This window comes from Chitinibacter sp. FCG-7, assembly GCF_040047665.1.
Taxonomy (GTDB): Bacteria; Pseudomonadota; Gammaproteobacteria; order Burkholderiales; family Chitinibacteraceae; genus Chitinibacter; species Chitinibacter mangrovi.
This window is the reverse complement of record NZ_CP157355.1, coordinates 2,327,839-2,345,012: the sequence shown is the minus strand read 5'-3', so window position 1 is coordinate 2,345,012 and position 17,174 is coordinate 2,327,839. Positions and strand designations below refer to the sequence as shown.

Annotated in this window: 17 protein-coding genes; 13 read left to right on the top strand and 4 right to left on the bottom strand. The window is 57.9% G+C overall.

The annotated features are described in order from the left end of the window. Window positions 1-36 precede the first annotated feature (36 nt). On the bottom strand, window positions 37-213 hold the full coding sequence (locus ABHF33_RS11085; RefSeq protein WP_348944030.1) for a hypothetical protein: 177 nt from the start codon (window positions 211-213) through the stop codon (window positions 37-39). 443 nt (window positions 214-656) lie between these two features. Here ABHF33_RS11085 and ABHF33_RS11080 point away from each other — a divergent pair, with 443 nt between their 5' ends. The 6 genes from ABHF33_RS11080 (at window position 657) to ABHF33_RS11055 (ending at window position 6,152) form a co-directional block, all read left to right on the top strand. Continuing rightward, window positions 657-1,658: a sugar ABC transporter substrate-binding protein gene (locus ABHF33_RS11080; RefSeq protein WP_348944029.1), complete on the top strand. Its 1,002-nt coding sequence runs from the start codon at window positions 657-659 to the stop codon at window positions 1,656-1,658. A gap of 81 nt (window positions 1,659-1,739) precedes the next feature. Then, entirely contained in the window at window positions 1,740-2,699 is a 960-nt protein-coding gene (locus tag ABHF33_RS11075) for an ABC transporter permease (protein WP_348944028.1), read from the top strand. A gap of 1 nt (window position 2,700) precedes the next feature. Next, complete coding sequence (locus ABHF33_RS11070) at window positions 2,701-3,537, top strand: ATP-binding cassette domain-containing protein (protein ID WP_348944027.1); 837 nt, start codon at window positions 2,701-2,703, stop codon at window positions 3,535-3,537. A gap of 14 nt (window positions 3,538-3,551) precedes the next feature. Further along, on the top strand, window positions 3,552-4,007 hold the full coding sequence (locus ABHF33_RS11065; protein ID WP_348944026.1) for an RbsD/FucU family protein: 456 nt from the start codon (window positions 3,552-3,554) through the stop codon (window positions 4,005-4,007). After that, window positions 3,988-5,223: an ROK family transcriptional regulator gene (locus ABHF33_RS11060; RefSeq protein WP_348944025.1), complete on the top strand. Its 1,236-nt coding sequence runs from the start codon at window positions 3,988-3,990 to the stop codon at window positions 5,221-5,223. Before ABHF33_RS11065 ends, ABHF33_RS11060 begins: the two co-directional genes overlap by 20 nt. Before the next feature lie 8 nt (window positions 5,224-5,231). Further along, entirely contained in the window at window positions 5,232-6,152 is a 921-nt protein-coding gene (locus ABHF33_RS11055) for a carbohydrate kinase family protein (protein WP_348944024.1), read from the top strand. 19 nt (window positions 6,153-6,171) lie between these two features. On the opposite strand, the gene ABHF33_RS11050 is transcribed toward ABHF33_RS11055, so the two are convergent. From ABHF33_RS11050 to ABHF33_RS11040, 3 genes are all read right to left on the bottom strand, one after another. After that, the gene (locus tag ABHF33_RS11050; protein WP_348944023.1) at window positions 6,172-7,149 is read right to left on the bottom strand and encodes a substrate-binding domain-containing protein; all 978 of its coding nucleotides are present in this window, start codon (window positions 7,147-7,149) and stop codon (window positions 6,172-6,174) included. Window positions 7,150-7,264: 115 nt separating this feature from the next. Beyond that, the gene (locus ABHF33_RS11045) at window positions 7,265-8,059 is read right to left on the bottom strand and encodes a type 1 glutamine amidotransferase (protein WP_348944022.1); all 795 of its coding nucleotides are present in this window, start codon (window positions 8,057-8,059) and stop codon (window positions 7,265-7,267) included. Between the two features lie 119 nt (window positions 8,060-8,178). Continuing rightward, complete coding sequence (locus tag ABHF33_RS11040; protein ID WP_348944021.1) at window positions 8,179-8,391, bottom strand: hypothetical protein; 213 nt, start codon at window positions 8,389-8,391, stop codon at window positions 8,179-8,181. A 314-nt stretch (window positions 8,392-8,705) separates the two neighbouring features. On the opposite strand from ABHF33_RS11040, the gene kdpF reads away from it, so the two are divergent. From kdpF to kdpE, 7 genes are all read left to right on the top strand, one after another. Beyond that, window positions 8,706-8,795: a K(+)-transporting ATPase subunit F gene (gene kdpF, locus ABHF33_RS11035; RefSeq protein WP_348944020.1), complete on the top strand. Its 90-nt coding sequence runs from the start codon at window positions 8,706-8,708 to the stop codon at window positions 8,793-8,795. Then, window positions 8,795-10,588, top strand: coding sequence for a potassium-transporting ATPase subunit KdpA (kdpA, locus tag ABHF33_RS11030; RefSeq protein WP_348944019.1), 1,794 nt, complete (start codon window positions 8,795-8,797; stop codon window positions 10,586-10,588). Before kdpF ends, kdpA begins: the two co-directional genes overlap by 1 nt. 95 nt (window positions 10,589-10,683) lie before the next feature. Then, window positions 10,684-12,504: a potassium-transporting ATPase subunit KdpB gene (gene kdpB, locus ABHF33_RS11025; protein ID WP_432803935.1), complete on the top strand. Its 1,821-nt coding sequence runs from the start codon at window positions 10,684-10,686 to the stop codon at window positions 12,502-12,504. Further along, window positions 12,443-12,745 (top strand): hypothetical protein, encoded by a 303-nt coding sequence (locus ABHF33_RS17030; protein WP_432803934.1) that lies wholly within the window; start codon window positions 12,443-12,445, stop codon window positions 12,743-12,745. Before kdpB ends, ABHF33_RS17030 begins: the two co-directional genes overlap by 62 nt. A gap of 104 nt (window positions 12,746-12,849) precedes the next feature. Continuing rightward, a complete protein-coding gene (gene kdpC, locus ABHF33_RS11020; RefSeq protein WP_348944018.1) occupies window positions 12,850-13,425 on the top strand; it encodes a potassium-transporting ATPase subunit KdpC in 576 nt (191 codons plus the stop codon). After that, window positions 13,422-16,106 carry a sensor histidine kinase KdpD gene (locus ABHF33_RS11015; RefSeq protein WP_348944017.1) on the top strand — a complete coding sequence of 895 codons (2,685 nt, stop codon included), beginning with the start codon at window positions 13,422-13,424 and terminating at the stop codon, window positions 16,104-16,106. Before kdpC ends, ABHF33_RS11015 begins: the two co-directional genes overlap by 4 nt. Then, complete coding sequence (kdpE, locus tag ABHF33_RS11010) at window positions 16,103-16,795, top strand: two-component system response regulator KdpE (protein ID WP_348944016.1); 693 nt, start codon at window positions 16,103-16,105, stop codon at window positions 16,793-16,795. The genes ABHF33_RS11015 and kdpE overlap by 4 nt, the downstream gene beginning before the upstream one ends. Window positions 16,796-17,174 lie beyond the last annotated feature (379 nt).

Genomic DNA, 17,174 nt, shown 5'->3' with positions numbered 1-17,174 from the left:
GGTCTACTGATGTAGATACACCCAATCAACATCGACTTACATCTCATCCTGTCGCGGCGTCTGCCCGCGCCGGGATGAATATAGATAAATACTGAAATCCAGTGATTCATCTGCCTGCGGCGCAGCCTTGCTGTCCTGCCGCTGATACGCCAACCAGCTCGCCAGCAAATACACCACAAACCCCAACACAATTATCCAGCCTAGCGCGTCCATTTCCATCTCCCGCCCTCATCTTAACGTCAGCTTAGATTAAGAATCTGGCATGCATACGGTTTATACCGTTAAATTTTTGTGAAATCCCCTTGCGCAATCCTGCAGTCAACCATGGATCATGGGTATATCCCTGCGGGGCTTATCTAGTATTAACTTCATAGCTATACCCCATATACTCTACCCCACAACAAAGGGAAAATCAGCCCACACAATGCCATCGGCATTCGCCAGTTTTAAGGCACAAGAACGCTGACCAGCACGGCAACGCAGCGCTTCTCTATCGGATATATAACTGTTTAATAAGGGTATTTATATAGATAAATCCTGTTGATTTATTAAGAGCAGAAGCATAATCTTTTCATAAATCAGATTGATTTATATAAAAGCACACGCAATCTGATCGCAACACACTCGACACAGGAATCCATTTCAGGAGAAGTATCATGCAACAAAGCCGCATCCATCTTGCCATTGCCACCCTCGCCACCGCGATTGCCCTGCCCGCCTTCTCTGCCGAGCCGATTATCGGCCTGATCACCAAAACCGAAACCAATCCCTTCTTTGTCAAAATGAAGGAAGGCGCCAGCGCCGAAGCCAAGGCCAAAGGCGCCAAGCTCTTGTCTGCGGCCGGACGCACCGACGGTGACAATGCCGGTCAGGTCACGGCGATTGAAAACATGATTGCTGCTGGCGCAAAAACCATTCTGATTACCCCGAGCGACTCCAAAGCCATCGTGCCCAGCATTAAAAAAGCCCGCGAGAAAGGCGTACTGGTGATTGCCCTCGATAGCCCAACCGAGCCAGCCAACGCGACCGATGCGCTGTTTGCTACCGACAACTACAAAGCGGGCGTGCTGATCGGCAATTACGCCAAAGCCAGCATGGCGGGCAAACCGGCCAAAATCGCCACACTGGACTTATTTCCCGGCCATCCGGTCGGCGCCCAGCGCCATAACGGTTTTCTAGCCGGGTTTGGCCTGAAATCACTCGATGCCAAGAGCAATGAGCTGGCCAAACCTGCTGAAGTGGTCTGCATGGCCGACAGCTTTGGCGATCAGGCCAAAGGCCAGACGGCAATGGAAAACTGTTTGCAGAAAAACCCAGACATCAATCTGGTGTATACGATCAACGAGCCTGCGGCGGCTGGCGCGTTTAATGCCTTGAAAAAAGCCGGCAAGGAAAAAGGCGTGCTGGTGGTGTCGGTGGACGGCGGCTGCCAGGGCATTAAAGACGTCGTGGGTGGCAAAATTGCCGCTACTTCGCAGCAATATCCGCTGCGGATGGCGGCCATGGGCGTCGCCGCTGGCGTTGAGTACGCCAAAACCGGCAAGAAACCGGCAGGCTACACCGATACCGGCGTGACGCTGATTGCCGCCAAGCCAGTCACAGGCGTTGACAGCAAAGACACCAAAACCGGGCTGGATCTGTGCTGGGGCAATAAATAAACGCCGCCCTATCATCCACCAAGATGAGCTGAGCCTTAGGGCCCAGCTCGCCGGAGTCAAACAGTAGCAAGGAGCGGTGTTATGCCGAGCTGGAAAGAGCAATTACCGTCGATTGGCAGCCTGGGCCCATTTTTGGCCCTGCTGATCGCCTGCGGTTTCTTTTCGTTCCAAAGTGAGCAGTTTCTCACTGGCGCGAATTTTTCCCTGATTTTGCAACAAGTGATGGTCGTCGGCCTGATCGCGATTGGCCAGACGCTGATTATTCTGACTGCAGGCATTGATTTGTCCTGCGGCATGGTGATGGCGCTCGGTGGCGTCGTGATGACCAAGGTGGCCCAGGATTACGGCCTGCATCCGGTGATTGCCATCGGGATCGGCTTTGCCGTCACCGCCGGTTTTGGCCTGATCAACGGCCTGCTGGTCACCCGGGTCAAGCTGCCGTCTTTTATTGTGACGCTGGGCACGATGAATATTGCCTTTGCGCTGACACAGCTGTATTCGCAATCGCAAACCATTACCGACCTGCCAGCAGGCATGACCTTGCTGGGCAACACCTTCAGCATCGGCCAGACGCAGATTGCTTACGGCACGGTGGTTATGCTGGCGATGTATGCGCTGTCATGGCTGTGGCTGCGCGATACGGCATCCGGGCGCCATATTTATGCCGTCGGCAATAATCCAGAAGCCACCCGCCTGACCGGGATTCCGACGCACCGCGTTTTGCTGATGGTGTATGTACTGGCCGGTTTGTGCTACGGCATTGCAGCGCTGCTGTCAGTATCCCGCACTGGCGTGGGCGACCCGAACGCGGGTCAGACCGAAAACCTGGACGCCATTACCGCTGTGGTACTGGGTGGCACTAGCCTGTTTGGTGGCCGCGGCATTGTGCTCGGTTCGCTGATTGGTGCGCTGATTGTGGGGGTATTTCGCAATGGCCTAACGCTGATGGGCGTTTCATCGGTATACCAGATACTCATTACCGGCATTCTGGTTATTCTGGCTGTCGCCACTGACCAACTGTCCCGCAAAGGAGGCCGCTAATATGAGCCCCATAACCGAACTGGAAGCAAATCCGCATAGCCTGACGCAAGACGCCCGCCCGCTGGTGCTGCAAGCCAAGGGTATCGTCAAGCGCTATGGTCAGGTGACCGCGCTGGACGGTGCCGATTTCGAGCTGCGCGCAGGCGAAATCATGGCCGTCATTGGCGACAATGGTGCAGGCAAATCTTCGCTGATCAAGGCGCTATCCGGGGCGATTGAGCCCGATAGTGGCGAAATCCTGCTCGATGGCCAAGCTGTGCAATTCAAAAGCCCGATTGACGCACGTCGTGCCGGGATTGAAACGGTGTATCAGGATCTGGCCGTCGCGCCAGCAATGACCATCGCCGAAAACCTGTTTCTGGGGCGTGAAATCCGCCGCGACAACCTGCTGGGCCACTGGTTTGGCGCGCTGGATAAAAAGCGCATGCTCAAAGACAGCATTGCCTATATGCAGGAACTGAAAATCGGTATCCGCTCGATGAGTCAGGCGGTGGAGACCCTATCGGGTGGTCAGCGTCAGGGCGTGGCCGTCGCACGGGCCGCTGCTTTTGCCCGCCATGTGGTGATCATGGACGAGCCGACTGCGGCGCTGGGCGTCAAGGAAGGCAATATGGTGCTTGAATTGATCCGCAATGTGCGCGATCGCGGCCTGCCGGTGGTGCTGATCAGCCACAATATGCCGCATGTATTCGAGATTGCCGACCGGATTCACGTCGCCCGGCTGGGGCGTCGTGCCGCGATTCTGAACCCCAAGGCCATTACGATGAGTGACGCCGTGGCGGTAATGACCGGCGCGATGAAACCCGAAGACATTCCCGCCCACTGGCTTGCCAATTAATCAAGGATATCGTCATGCTCAAAGGGATAGATCCGATTCTCACCCCAGATTTGCTCAAGGTACTGGCCGAAATGGGGCACGGCGATGAAATCGTCATTGCCGACGCCAATTTCACCGCCGCCTCGCTGGGCTCAGGCAAACCGCTCTTGCATCTAGCCGGTGTTGGTGTGGCACGCGCGGTGGAAGCCGTCGTCAGCCTGTTTCCACTCGATCAGGATGTGGCGCAGCCGGTGGCGTATATGCAGGTCAGCCATCAACCCGATGGCTGGCGCAGCGCGCTGCAAAGGCATGTGATTAGCGATTTGGCCGCACAGGGCCATGCGTTAGAATCGCAGGTTGCCGCAGTGGAGCGTTTTGCCTTTTACGAGCGGGTCAAGCAGGCTTACGCCATTATCCTGACCAGCGAGTTGCAACCCTACGGCAATTTCATTCTGAAAAAAGGGGTTATCAGTGAACCGCTCGCCGGATAAGCGTACCGCACAGGACAGCGCCGCGCAGTTAAAGCCGCGCGGCTCCTCACAGGGCGGGATGCGGCAATACAATGAGCGGGTGGTCTTGCAGGCCATCCGCCTCAATGGTCGCCTGCCGGGCGCTGAAATCGCCCGCCTGACCCGCCTGACTGCGCAGTCGATTTCAATGATCACCAAGCGTCTGCTCGACGATGAACTGCTGATCAAGGAAACGCCGCAACGCGGCAAGGTGGGCCAGCCATCGGTGCCACTGGCGCTGAACCCCGACGGGGCTTTTGCCATCGGCGTCAAAATCGGCCGCCGCAGCCTGGATGTACTGCTGGTCGATTTTACCGGTGTCGTGCGCGAACGCTGGGATCTGCAGTACGACTTTGCCTCGCCCGAGCAAGTGCTGGCGCATATTGCCGACTGCCTGAAGAAGATCAAAGCCCGTTTACCCGATGCACACTGGGATCGCATTCAGGGCATAGGCGTGGCCGCGCCGCTGAATATGGGCGGCTGGCAGCAATTACTGGGGCTGGACGCCAATATCGTCGAACGCTGGGCCAGCTTTGCGCTGGAAGATGAAATCGCCGCCATGGCGGGCTTGCCTGTGCAATCGATCAAGGATACCTCGGCGGCCTGCGTCGCCGAGCTAGTTGCCGGACGCGGGCGTGATATCCGCAATTTTGTTTATATTTTTGTCGATACTTTTATTGGCGGCGGTCTGGTGCTCGATAGCCACCTGCACATTGGCCAGCACGGCAACGCCGGAGCCCTGGGATCGCTGCCACTGGGCATGGCAAGCCAGGGCAGAAACGGCACGCAGCTACTCAATATTGCTTCGCTCTATCAGCTGGAAAACCGCTATCTCGCCGCCGGACTTGATGGCAAGGCCACCAGCGATGAGCGCAGCATGAGCGATCCATACAGGCCACACACCGATGCCTGGCTGGCCGAAGCGGCACCGGCCATTGCACTGGCCTTGCTGAACACAGCCTGCCTGCTGGATCTGGAAGGCGTGATTCTGGACGGCTGCTTTTCCCGCCAGCTGCAAAACGAGCTGATCGGCCGGGTAGTGGCAGCGATGCAAACATTCAACTGGGAAGGCGTGAGCGAGCCGCAATTGCTGGCTGGCATCATCGGCTCGGACGCGCGTGCGCTGGGCGGCGCTTTATTGCCGCTGTATGCCAATTTTGCGCCTGATCGCGACTTGTTTTTAAAACTCGACTACTAGGTGCCACCATGAGCAAGACCTCAAGCGCATTTCCCAGCTTTGTCGCCGCTGGTGAAGCCCTGACCGATATGATCCGCCAGGATGGCGAACACTGGCTTGGCAAAGTGGGTGGATCAACCTGGAATGTCGCCCGCGTGCTGGCTAGCCTAGGGCAAAGCAGCGCTTTTGCTGGCGCGGTAAGCCAGGATTGCTTTGGCGATGATCTATATGCGGCCAGCGCGGCTGCCGGGCTGGATCTGCGCTTTTTGCAGCGGGTGAATTACTCACCGCTGCTGGCGATGGTGCATTCAACCCACCCGCCACAGTATTTCTTTGTCGGTGACAACTCTGCCGATCTGCATTTTGACCGGCACCAGCTACCCACTGGCTGGCAACAGGCAGTGCAGTGGATACATTTTGGCGGCATCAGCCTGGCGCGCCAGCCGCTGGCCCAGCATCTGATCGAGCTGGCACACGAACTCAAATCGCGCGGCGTAAAAATCAGCTACGATCCTAATTTCCGCATACTGATGGACGAGCATTACGACGCCACCTTGCGCACCATGAGCCAGCTGGCCGATGTGATCAAGGTGTCCGATGAAGATCTGGCCGGGCTGTTTCGCACCACTGATCTGGCCGGAGCACTCGACACCCTGCGCAGCTGGAATCCCGCTGCCGCCATCCTCTACACCCGAGGCGGCGACGGCGCCAGCCTGTATGCCGGGCAGGACCACTTTAGCGCGGCAGCGATGCAGGTGAAGGTGGTCGATACAGTGGGGGCAGGCGATGCTTCGATCGGCGGACTGATTTACAGCATGCTCAACGCACCAGCGCGCACAACGCGCGAACACCTGCTGTTTTCCATCGCCAGCGGCGCTGCCGCCTGTCAGCATGCAGGTGCAAGGCCGCCCACTCTGCCAGAGGTTGAACAGTTGTACGCGCAGGCCTGATGCCTGTCAGCTTGATGGATTATTCCTTCGTTGCCGAAGCGTCCCAAGCCTCAAAAGTGCTCGCATTATCACGCGTCACCAGTGTCGTGCCCAGCAATAGCAGCTCAGGTTCTGCCGCCCCGCCCTGATGCAGGGCAAGCGCCATCTCGATGGCATGCTGGCCGATCATTTTGGGTGACTGGCTAGCAGTGACCACGATGGGCGAATTACCCGCAATCGCCTGCACCACGGCATGCGAGCCATCAACCGAGCCAATCCGGGTTTTATGATGCCCAGCTTTTTGCAAGGCTTGGGCCGAGCCCAGTGCCTGCCTGTCGTTAATCGTGAAAACCGCATCAACTTCACCATACCGGCTGATCGCAGCCTGCATGGCGGTGTGGCCGCCCCAAACCGAGCCATCGCCATTTTCCTTGTCGGACAGCAACTGGATTTTCGGGTAATTGAGCCAAGCCTGCTTGCAGCCCGCCACGCGGTCGATCACCGACGACACTTGCGGGCCATTCTGAATCACCACCCTGCCCTTGCCATTGATCCGGCGCGCCAGATAATCACACACCAGCTGGCCTGCGGCAAAATTGTCGGTCAGCACCGTTTGCTGCGCGCCTGTGGCTCGGACATCCACACCAATCACAACAATGCCCTGCTTACGTGCCTGCAGCAGCACTTTTTCCAGCGCATGCTCGGACGAAGCAGATAATAAAATGACGTCCACTTTGAGTTTAATCAGCTCCTGAATCTGCGCCTGCTGGTTGGCCACGCTGTATTCAGCCGCCCGGACTATCCATTTCACCGCCGGGTTTTGCTGGCGCGCGCGCTCATGCGCACCGCGAGTTAAAGCGACAAAAAACGGATTGGCCAGGCTGGACACACTAACGCCGACGCTCTGCGGCCAAGGTGCCTTACTGGCCGCAACCGCAGGCTTGGCCGTTTCGGCCTGCGCCATGGTCATCAGCACAAAAACCAGCAGCACAAAGCAACACCAATTAATTAAAGACATGCCGCGCATGATCTGCCCCCGTCGAGTTCGCGGATTCTTACAGCTAAATCCATTACCCCGTATTAGCCCAAGGCACTGCGCCTTGCCTTGCTAACTGACAGGAGGCAGAACAGGCTTACAGGGTGGCAGAGGTCAACAGCTCGCCCCAGCCCGTGCCGCCACGGGGGCGATGGCAAGCCTGTGCCGGGTAGCTGGGCAAAGCCAGATCGCTGCATTTTCTGAGCCATTGCCAATAGCAAAAATCAGCCAGCTGGTGCAGCTGACTCACCCGCTGTTCAATGTCGTGCAGGATTTGCGCTTCACTTTGCACCGAAGCCAGATGCTGGTGCTGCGCAATCTGCGCCCGCCCCTCGGCGCACCAGGCCTTGATGCTCTCGACGGTCACTTCCAGATGGGATTGAAAACCGATGTGCGGCCCATAGCAAAAAGCTTTGTTCATGCAATAGGTGCCAAAGAGCACCCGTTTGGCACCACGCGGTATTTCAAACGTATCGAAATGCCAGTGAAAGACATTCAGCTCCCTTTTTGGCCCCATCCACGCGCGGGCTTCGGGAAACACGGTCACCAGCACCTTGCCCCAGCCGATTTGCGGCACGCTATTGCGGCGCACTTTGGCACCCAGTGCACGGGCCAGCATTTGCCCGCCAAAGCAATGCCCCAATATCGGTCTGCCGTGCAGCAAAGCGTCCTGCAGCAAGGCATCTTCGCGCCGTATCCAGCTAAAGCCATCGTTCGCGCTGGCGTTCGACCCCAGAATCACTACCCCGCTAAATTCCTTAGCGCGATTGGGCGGCGTATCGCCCTGATCGATGGCAAAAATCCGGTACGGCAACGCGTGCCGCTCCAGAAAAGCTTGCAGATAACCCGGCCCTTGTGATGCTTCATGACGACAAATTGCAATCGGTTTCATGACATGCCCTGCGTTGTTCAGACGCTGTGAGCTTAGAAAACCGGCTGCAAAACCGGTGCAAATTTAGCGCACGGTACCGTATAAACAAAGCATAAAAAAAACCAGTCAGCGCTCCGCGTTCAATGCCAGCCTGATTGAGAACGGCGCCGACTGATCAACGCAATATCGTTGCGGATTTCACGAGTGTCGAGCGCGAAGCGGGCGCTATCCTCAAGCGGCTCGGATTCGCTGAATCGCTGCTCAGAGTGGCGCCGAGTTTTTCGAATTTGCCAGCCGACATACAGGAGCAGGCACAGCACAGAGATGCTAACGATATACAAGGCGTTTTCCATATTCCATCCGGGGTGGCATAGCTGGGAGCTGATCAACATAACAGCCAAGCCTAAGTAAAACAAACAATCTGCCAGAAGTTGTACGGCTAGATGGTTTAGCGCGGATTTTTATAACTTTTTTACACCGCTGCCGCAGATCTTTGCACCGACTTTAGACGCGATTTCTTACATTGGCGATACGGCAATGAGCCGATTTGGAATCCATATGCGGGAGAAGGCGATGTGGGATTGGGTTTATTTAATGCTTTTCGCGGCGCAGCTTGCGGTACCGTACTGGCGATTGTGCGGCTGTGTCAGCCTAGCGGAGGTCAATCATGAGTATCTTGCTGTATCTGGCGGGTGCAATTGCCCTGCTACTGCTGGTCTACCTTTTTTATGCCCTGTTCAAGCCGGAGCGCTTTTAATGACAACGAATGCAATATTACAGCTGGGGCTGTATTTACTGGTGCTGCTGGCGCTGGCCTGGCCAGTTAGCTTGCTCATTACCCGCGTCATGCGTGGCGATATTCCGTGGGCTTTGCGCTGGCTGCGCCCGCTGGAGCACGGCTTTTATCGCCTGGCCGGGGTGAAAGCCGAGCAAGAACAGGGCTGGCGCGCTTATGCGTTGGGCTTGCTGCTATTTAATGTACTGGGTGTGCTGGCGGTTTACGCCTTGCAACGCCTGCAGTGGGCGCTGCCACTCAATCCGCAAGGCATGGGTGCGGTATCTGCCGATTCGGCGCTCAATACCGCCATTTCCTTTGTTAGCAATACCAATTGGCAAGGCTATGCGGGCGAATCGACGATGAGCTATCTGACCCAGATGCTGGGTTTATCGGTGCAAAATTTTCTATCCGCCGCCAGCGGCATTGTGGTGGCGATTGCGCTGATTCGTGGTTTTGCCAGACACTCGCAGCAAGGCTTTGGCAGCCTGGGCAATGTCTGGGCCGATCTGACCCGGATTATCTTGTATGTACTAACCCCGCTGGCGCTGGTGATTGCGCTTTTGCTGGTCAGCCAGGGCGTGATCCAGAATTTTGCCCCCTATCAGCAGGTGCAAACGCTGCAGGCCACGCAATACCAGCAAGCGAGCGTGGATGGCAGCGGCAATGCGCTCAAGGACGCACAGGGCCAACCGGTGCTGGAGAACGTCAGCAGCCAAACCCAAGTCTTGCCGATGGGACCGGTGGCCTCGCAGGAAGCGATCAAAATGCTGGGCACCAATGGCGGCGGCTTTTTCAATGCCAACTCGGCACATCCATTTGAAAACCCCACGCCGCTCAGTAACTTTATCCAGATGCTGGCCATTTTCCTGATTCCTGCCGCGCTGTGCTTCAGCTTCGGGCAGATGGTGGGCGAGCCCCGGCAAGGCTGGACGATTCTGGCGGCGATGACGCTGCTGTTTGTGCTCGCCTACAGCGTGCTGGTCAGCGCCGAGCTGGCTGGCAACCCGGCGTTTGGCGCGATGGGCACCAATAGCGTGGCCAATCTGGAAGGCAAGGAAGCCCGCTTCGGCATTGTGGCCAGCAGCCTGTTTGCCACGATTACCACCGCAGCCTCGTGCGGCGCGGTCAATGCCATGCACGACTCCTTCACACCACTGGGCGGCATGGTGCCAACGCTGTTGATGCAGCTGGGCGAAGTGGTATTTGGCGGTGTAGGTTCGGGTCTGTACGGCATGCTGGTCTTTGCCTTGCTGGCGGTGTTTATCGCTGGCCTGATGGTGGGTCGCACGCCGGAATATCTGGGCAAGAAGATCGAATCGTTCGAGATGAAAATGACCGCACTGGTGATTCTGGTCACGCCGCTGCTGGTGCTGTTGGGTACTGCAATTGCAGTCAGCGTTGAGGCCGGGCGAGCCGGTATTTTCAATCCTGGCGCACATGGCTTTAGTGAAGTGCTCTACGCCTTCTCCAGCGCAGCCAATAACAATGGCTCGGCATTTGCCGGCTTGTCGGCCAATACGCCGTTTTACAACGTCATGCTCGGTCTGGCGATGTGGTTTGGCCGTTTTGCCGTGATTGTCCCGGTGCTGGCGATGGCAGGCTCGCTGGCCAGCAAGCCAAGGCTGAAGGTCAATGCCGGTACGCTGCCAACGCATGGCCCGCTGTTTGTGCTCTTGCTGGTCGGTGCGGTGCTGCTGGTGGGCATGCTGAACTATATTCCCGCGCTGGCGCTGGGGCCGATCGTCGAGCACCTGCAGATGATCGCGCGCTAACAGACATACTCTACCGGGTATATCTCCGTAGAAAATATCAATCATTGCCTACAGCGATATACCCCTAAGCCAATCTGGCTTGATAAGGAATAAAGATGACGAACAAGAAACTGCTAGATCCGGCGCTGGTGTATCCCGCCATTGCGGCGTCGTTCAGTAAGCTCTCACCCCGGGTGCAATGGCGCAATCCGGTAATGTTTGTGGTGTATCTGGGTGCGATCTTAACCACCGCGCTGTGGGTGCAAGCCCTGTTCGGGCAAGGCGAAGCCCCGGCGGGTTTTATTGCCGCAATTACCGTCTGGCTCTGGTTTACCGTGCTATTTGCCAACTTTGCCGAGGCGCTGGCCGAAGGACGCAGCAAGGCGCAAGCAGCCAGCCTGCGTAGCTCGAAACAGAATGTTGTGGCTCGCAAACTCAAAACTGCAGCGCAAGATGCCAAAGCCGAAATCACTGACAGCGCCAGTTTGCGCAAGGGTGACATTATTCTGGTGCAGGCCGGCGAAGTGATTCCGACCGATGCCGAAATTATCGAAGGCGTGGCCTCGGTCGATGAATCGGCGATTACCGGCGAATCCGCCCCCGTCATTCGCGAAGCAGGCGGCGATTTTTCGGCCATTACCGGCGGCACGCGGGTCTTGTCCGACTGGGTGATCGCCCGCGTCACCGCCAACCCTGGCGAGGCTTTTCTCGACCGGATGATCGCGATGGTCGAAGGCGCGAAACGGCAGAAAACGCCCAATGAAATTGCACTCACCATCTTGCTGGTGGCGCTGACCATCGTGTTTCTGGTCGTCACCGTCACGCTGCTGCCGTTCTCGCTGTTTAGCGTGGCCGCCGCGGGCAGCGGCACGCCGGTGTCGATCACCGTGCTGGTCGCCTTGCTGGTGTGCCTGATTCCAACGACGATAGGCGGGCTGCTGTCGGCGATTGGCGTCGCCGGGATGAGCCGCATGCTGGGCGCGAACGTGATTGCCACTTCAGGCCGCGCCGTCGAGGCCGCAGGCGACGTGGATGTCTTGCTGCTCGATAAAACCGGCACCATCACCTTTGGCAATCGCCAAGCGGTGAAATTCATCCCTGCGCCAGGCGTGAGCGCCGCCGAATTGGCCGATGCCGCGCAGTTTGCTTCGCTCTCTGACGAAACGCCGGAAGGGCGCAGCGTAGTGGTGCTGGCGAAGGAAAAATTCAATATCCGCGAGCGCGCTTTGCTCAGCCACGAAGTTGAATTTATCCCGTTTACCGCGCAAACCCGGATGAGCGGCGTCAATTACGACAATCGTGAAATCCGCAAAGGCGCTAACGATGCAATCCGCCGCTATGTGCTCGATGCGGGTGGCGTGTTTCCCGAAGAAGTCAGCCGCCAAGCCGACGAAGTGGCGCGCCGTGGTGCTACACCTTTGCTGGTAAGCGAAAATCACCGCGTACTCGGCGTGATCGAGCTCAAAGACATTGTCAAAGGCGGCATCAAGGAGCGCTTTGCCGAGCTGCGCGAAATGGGCATTAAGACGGTGATGATTACCGGCGATAATCCGCTAACCGCCGCCGCCATTGCCGCCGAAGCGGGCGTTGATGATTTTCTGGCCGAAGCGACGCCCGAAGCCAAGCTGGCATTGATCCGCCAGAATCAGGCCGAGGGCAAGCTGGTGGCGATGACGGGCGACGGCACCAACGACGCACCAGCGCTGGCGCAGGCCGACGTGGCGGTGGCGATGAATACCGGCACGCAAGCGGCCAAAGAAGCGGGCAATATGGTTGATCTGGATTCGAATCCGACCAAATTGATCGAGATCGTCGAGATCGGCAAGCAAATGCTGATGACACGCGGCTCGCTGACGACTTTTTCGGTCGCCAACGATGTGGCGAAATATTTCGCCATCATCCCGTACCGCGTTTGCGTCGACCTACCCGCAGCTTAATGCACTGAACGTGATGGGGCTTAATTCGCCGTCGTCGGCAATTATGTCGGCGGTGATTTTCAACGCGATCATTATTATTTTCCTGATCCCGCTGGCGCTCAAAGGCGTGAGCTACAAGGCGCAAAGTGCTGCACAGCTACTACGGAACAATCTGCTGGTGTACGGCCTGGGCGGATTGATTGTGCCTTTTGTCGGCATCAAATTGATTGATGTATTGCTCGGTGGACTAGGCCTGATCTAGCTTGGCGAGCCATACTCCTACAGGTATACACCTGCTAATTACAAGCTAATTTGACTTGGTGGCGCTGGCCTGAGCCAGCGCTGCGGCAAAAAAGGAATAAAACAATGTGGCAACAATTTCGCCCCGCAATCACCCTGTTTGCATTGCTGACGCTGCTCACGGGTATGATCTATCCACTACTCACCACCGGCATCGCCCAGCTGCTGTTTCCGCAGCAGGCCGCGGGCAGTTTGCTCAGCCAGCAGGGCCAGCTGCGTGGCTCGGCGCTGATTGGGCAATCGTTTAGCGAAGCCCGGTATTTCTGGGGTCGCCCATCTGCCACCAGCCCGATGGCTTATAACGGCGCGGCATCGTCCGGCTCTAATCTGGGGCCGACCAATCCGGTCTTGCTCGACGGCGTAGCGGCCCGGATTGCCGCGCTAAAACAGGCCCACCCCGAGCAAAGCGGTGCAGTGCCGCTAGATCTGGTCACAGCATCCGCCAGCGGGCTGGACCCGCACATTAGCCCTGCGGCTGCGCAATATCAGCTCAATCGCGTTGCCAAAGCACGCGGCATGAGCGCCGAGCAGGTCTCAGCCCTGGTGACGCAGGCCAGCCAGGGCAAGCAATGGGGTATTCTGGGTGAAGCAACGGTGAATGTTTTGCAACTCAATCTAGCACTGGATGCGGCTAAACCATGATCGCAACACCACGACCCGACCCCGATGCTCTGCTGGCGCAATTGCAGCGGGAAGAAGATCAAGCCCAAAGGGGCAAGCTGAAAATCTTCTTTGGTGCCTGCGCTGGCGTTGGCAAAACCTATGCCATGCTCAACGCCGCGCATGCGCGCGTGCGCGAAGGGGTCGAGGTGGTGGTGGGTGTGGTTGAAACCCATGGCCGCAGTGAAACCCAGGCTCTGATTGCCGGGCTGGAGCTATTGCCAGCGCAGCAAATCAGCTATCGCGGGCGCATCCTGCCCGAGTTTGATCTAAGCCAAGCACTGCTACGGCGGCCCAGACTGATTCTGATCGATGAATTTGCCCACTCCAATCTGGAAGGCTGCCGCCACCCCAAGCGCTGGCAGGATGTCGAGGAGCTGCTGGCCGCCGGAATCGACGTTTACACCACGCTCAATGTGCAGCATCTGGAAAGCCTAAACGACATCGTGGGGCAAATTACCGGCATCGTGGTGCGTGAAACCGTGCCCGACCGGATGTTTGATCTGGCCAGCGAAGTCACGCTGGTTGACCTGCCGCCCGAGGAGCTGCTCGATCGATTGGCCGCTGGCAAAGTGTATCTGGGCGAGCAAGCCAATCGGGCTGCCCAGCATTTCTTTCGCAAAGGCAATCTGCTGGCGCTGCGCGAGCTGGCGCTACGGCGCACCGCCGACCGGGTCGATGCGCAAATGCGCGCCTATCGTGCCGATCAGGCCATCCAGCCCGTCTGGCAGGCGCGTGAACGCCTGCTGGTGTGTGTCGGACCAGGGCCTGGCGCAGAAAAACTGATCCGCAGCGCGTCCCGACTGGCCGCCAGCCTGCACGCCGATTGCCTGGCCGTCTATGTAGAAACCCCGGCGCTGCAGCGGCAAACCCGGCAACAGCGCGAGCGCATTCTGGGCTCTTTGCGGCTGGCACAGGAATTTGGCGCAGAAACCTCAGTGCTGGCCGGTGCCGATTTGCCGCAAACCTTGCTAGCCTTCGCCAGAAGCAGAAATGCATCCAAGTTGGTGGTTGGCAAATCCGTGCGCAGCTACTGGTCGCGACTGTGGCGTATTCCGCTCTCGGAGCAGCTCACGCAGGCCGCCAGCGATGTCGATGTTTATGTCGTGGCGCACGATCTGGTTGATGCGCACAGCAAAACACCGCGCCAGCCCAGCCTGTTTTTTGGTGTGTCGCGCCCGCAGACGCCCTGGCGCAGCTATCTGATTGCGCTACTGGCTTGCGCACTCACGACCGGGCTCACTGGCGCCCTGCTGAATGTGTTTGACCTGGCCAATGTGGTGATTCTGTATCTGCTCACCGTAGTGCTGGTTGCCATCCGGCTAGGGCGCGGGCCGGGCATCGCGGCGTCGATTTTTAGCGTGCTGTCATTCGATTTCTTTTTTGTCGCGCCCAAGCTCTCGCTCACGGTCAGCGACACGCAGTATTTGTTCACCTTTGCCCTGATGCTGGTGGTGGCCATCGTGATCAGCCAGCTGGCTTCGCGCCTGCGTTTTGAAGCGCAAGTGGCCACCTATCGCGAGCGGCGCACGCGGGCGCTATACGAGCTGGGGCGCGAGCTGGCGGGCGCCTTAACGGCCAGCAGCGTCGTTGAAACCGGCGTGCGCCGGCTCGAAGAGCTATTTGATGCGCAATTGCTGATTTTATTGCCCGATGCCAATGATCAGCTGTTGCCCGCTGGCGAGTGGCGCGAATTTGACCCCGGATTAGCGCAATGGGTATTTGATCACGCCCAGATGGCCGGGCTGGGCACGCCCACTTTGCCTGCCGCCAAAGCGCTGTATTTGCCGCTGAAAGCGCCGATGCGGCTGCGCGGCGTGCTGGCGCTGATTCCGCAGGACACCACGCTGATCAGCTCGCCCGAGCAGCAGCGCTTGCTTGAAACCTGCGCCAGCCAGATCGCGCTGTCGCTGGAGCGCGTGCATTATGTGGAAGTGGCGCAAGACGCCATCGTGGCCATGGAAAGCGAGCGGCTGCGCAATAGCGTACTCTCCACCGTTTCGCACGACTTGCGCACGCCGCTCACCAGCCTGATCGGCATGATCAGCCTGTTGCGCTCCTACCGTCTGAGCGGGCAAGATCAGCATGCGGCACTCGAATCGCTCGATCAGGAAGCGCAGCGCATGCACAGGCTGGTGATCAATCTGCTTGATATGGCCAGATTGCAATCTGGATTGACGCTGCATCGTGAATGGCAACTGCTGGAGGAAGTCATCGGCAGCGCGGTACGCGAATGCGCAGCCGCACTCAGCACCCATCATCTGCGGCTGGATTTGCCCAGCGGGCTGCCCTTGCTCGAATACGACGCGGTACTGATCGAGCGCGTCTTGGTCAATTTGCTGGAAAATGCCGCCAAATATACGCCGCCCGGCAGTAATATCCTGCTTGGCGCCCGGCTTGAAGCGCAAAATGTCCTTGTACTGGTGCAAGATAACGGGCCTGGCCTGCCCGCTGGTGCTGCCGAGCGCCTGTTTGAAAAATTCACGCGCGGCGTCAACGAATCGGCAACGCCCGGCGTAGGGCTGGGGCTGGCCATTTGCCGCTCGATTATCACCGCGCATGGCGGGCAAATTAGCGCCAGGAATCTGGAATCAGGCGGAGCCGAATTCAGCTTTAGCCTGCCACGGGGTACTCCCCCACTTTTAGCCACGGAAAACGAATGAACGAGCACACCGCCACCATCGCCCTGATCGAAGACGAAGCGCCGATCCGCCGGTTTTTGCGCACCTCGCTGGAGCTGGCAGGCATGGATGTGATCGAAGCAGAAACCGCACAGCGCGGGCTGATCACCGTCGCCAGCCGCCAGCCGGATCTGGTGATTCTGGACCTGGGCTTGCCTGATCAGGACGGGCTGGAAGTCATCCGGCAACTGCGCGACTGGACCGATCTGCCGATTCTGGTGCTCTCCGCCCGCTCGCAGGAAAGCGAAAAAGTCGCCGCACTTGACGCTGGCGCAGACGACTATCTGACCAAGCCCTTTGGCGTCGACGAATGCCTCGCCCGTGTGCGGGTTTTGCTGCGCCGCCATGCGGGGCGAAGCGCGAAAAACACCCAGACATTCAGCTTTGGCGAGATCCGGGTTGATCTGGTACAGCGGCAGGTATATCGCCAGGAGCAGCAGATCCACTTGACTCCCATCGAATACCGTCTGCTCGGCGTCTTGATTCGTGAAGCGGGCAAGGTGCGGACGCACCGCGAGTTATTGCGCCAGGTGTGGGGGCCCAACCACAGCGAATCAGGCCAGTATTTACGCGTCTATATGGGGCATTTGCGTCAAAAACTGGAACGCGATCCAGCCCTGCCCGAACACCTGATCACCGAAACCGGCGTAGGCTACAAGCTGATCGCTTGAAAGCAGGGCACGCCAAAAACACAAACAGATTGCAACAGCTGTTGCGATGGCAATCAACTCAGGCTAAAAACAAAAAGCCCCGCAATCCTAAGATTTACGGGGCTTTCTGTATCACCGCGAACTACTGCGGATCATGTCTTGGTGGTATGACGGGACTCGAAAAATACAACAAAACCCGCATTTTTGCTCGACAAATAAGCCACCAACCTGATTTAGGGGTAGGAATGGGGGTAGATAACCCCTTCACTGGGGGTAGATTTCGCAGATACCCTCGCCGAAACCTCGCTACTCAAAACCGCACACCCTCCGTAAAACTCCTGCATTCACCCTTGCTGTAATCTTGCCGTTTTGCTGCGTACTTTTTTGCGTACCAGCACCA

Coding starts and splice junctions, on each gene's coding strand:
- ABHF33_RS11065 (WP_348944026.1), top strand. CDS start 3,552: ATGCTCAAAGGGATAGATCCGATTCTCACCCCAGATTTGCTCAAGGTA.
- ABHF33_RS11055 (WP_348944024.1), top strand. CDS start 5,232: ATGAGCAAGACCTCAAGCGCATTTCCCAGCTTTGTCGCCGCTGGTGAA.
- kdpF (WP_348944020.1), top strand. CDS start 8,706: ATGAGTATCTTGCTGTATCTGGCGGGTGCAATTGCCCTGCTACTGCTG.
- ABHF33_RS11040 (WP_348944021.1), bottom strand. CDS start 8,391: ATGGAAAACGCCTTGTATATCGTTAGCATCTCTGTGCTGTGCCTGCTC.
- ABHF33_RS11015 (WP_348944017.1), top strand. CDS start 13,422: ATGATCGCAACACCACGACCCGACCCCGATGCTCTGCTGGCGCAATTG.
- ABHF33_RS11080 (WP_348944029.1), top strand. CDS start 657: ATGCAACAAAGCCGCATCCATCTTGCCATTGCCACCCTCGCCACCGCG.
- ABHF33_RS11085 (WP_348944030.1), bottom strand. CDS start 213: ATGGACGCGCTAGGCTGGATAATTGTGTTGGGGTTTGTGGTGTATTTG.
- kdpA (WP_348944019.1), top strand. CDS start 8,795: ATGACAACGAATGCAATATTACAGCTGGGGCTGTATTTACTGGTGCTG.
- ABHF33_RS17030 (WP_432803934.1), top strand. CDS start 12,443: ATGTGGCGAAATATTTCGCCATCATCCCGTACCGCGTTTGCGTCGACC.
- kdpE (WP_348944016.1), top strand. CDS start 16,103: ATGAACGAGCACACCGCCACCATCGCCCTGATCGAAGACGAAGCGCCG.
- kdpC (WP_348944018.1), top strand. CDS start 12,850: ATGTGGCAACAATTTCGCCCCGCAATCACCCTGTTTGCATTGCTGACG.
- ABHF33_RS11070 (WP_348944027.1), top strand. CDS start 2,701: ATGAGCCCCATAACCGAACTGGAAGCAAATCCGCATAGCCTGACGCAA.
- ABHF33_RS11050 (WP_348944023.1), bottom strand. CDS start 7,149: ATGTCTTTAATTAATTGGTGTTGCTTTGTGCTGCTGGTTTTTGTGCTG.
- kdpB (WP_432803935.1), top strand. CDS start 10,684: ATGACGAACAAGAAACTGCTAGATCCGGCGCTGGTGTATCCCGCCATT.
- ABHF33_RS11045 (WP_348944022.1), bottom strand. CDS start 8,059: ATGAAACCGATTGCAATTTGTCGTCATGAAGCATCACAAGGGCCGGGT.
- ABHF33_RS11075 (WP_348944028.1), top strand. CDS start 1,740: ATGCCGAGCTGGAAAGAGCAATTACCGTCGATTGGCAGCCTGGGCCCA.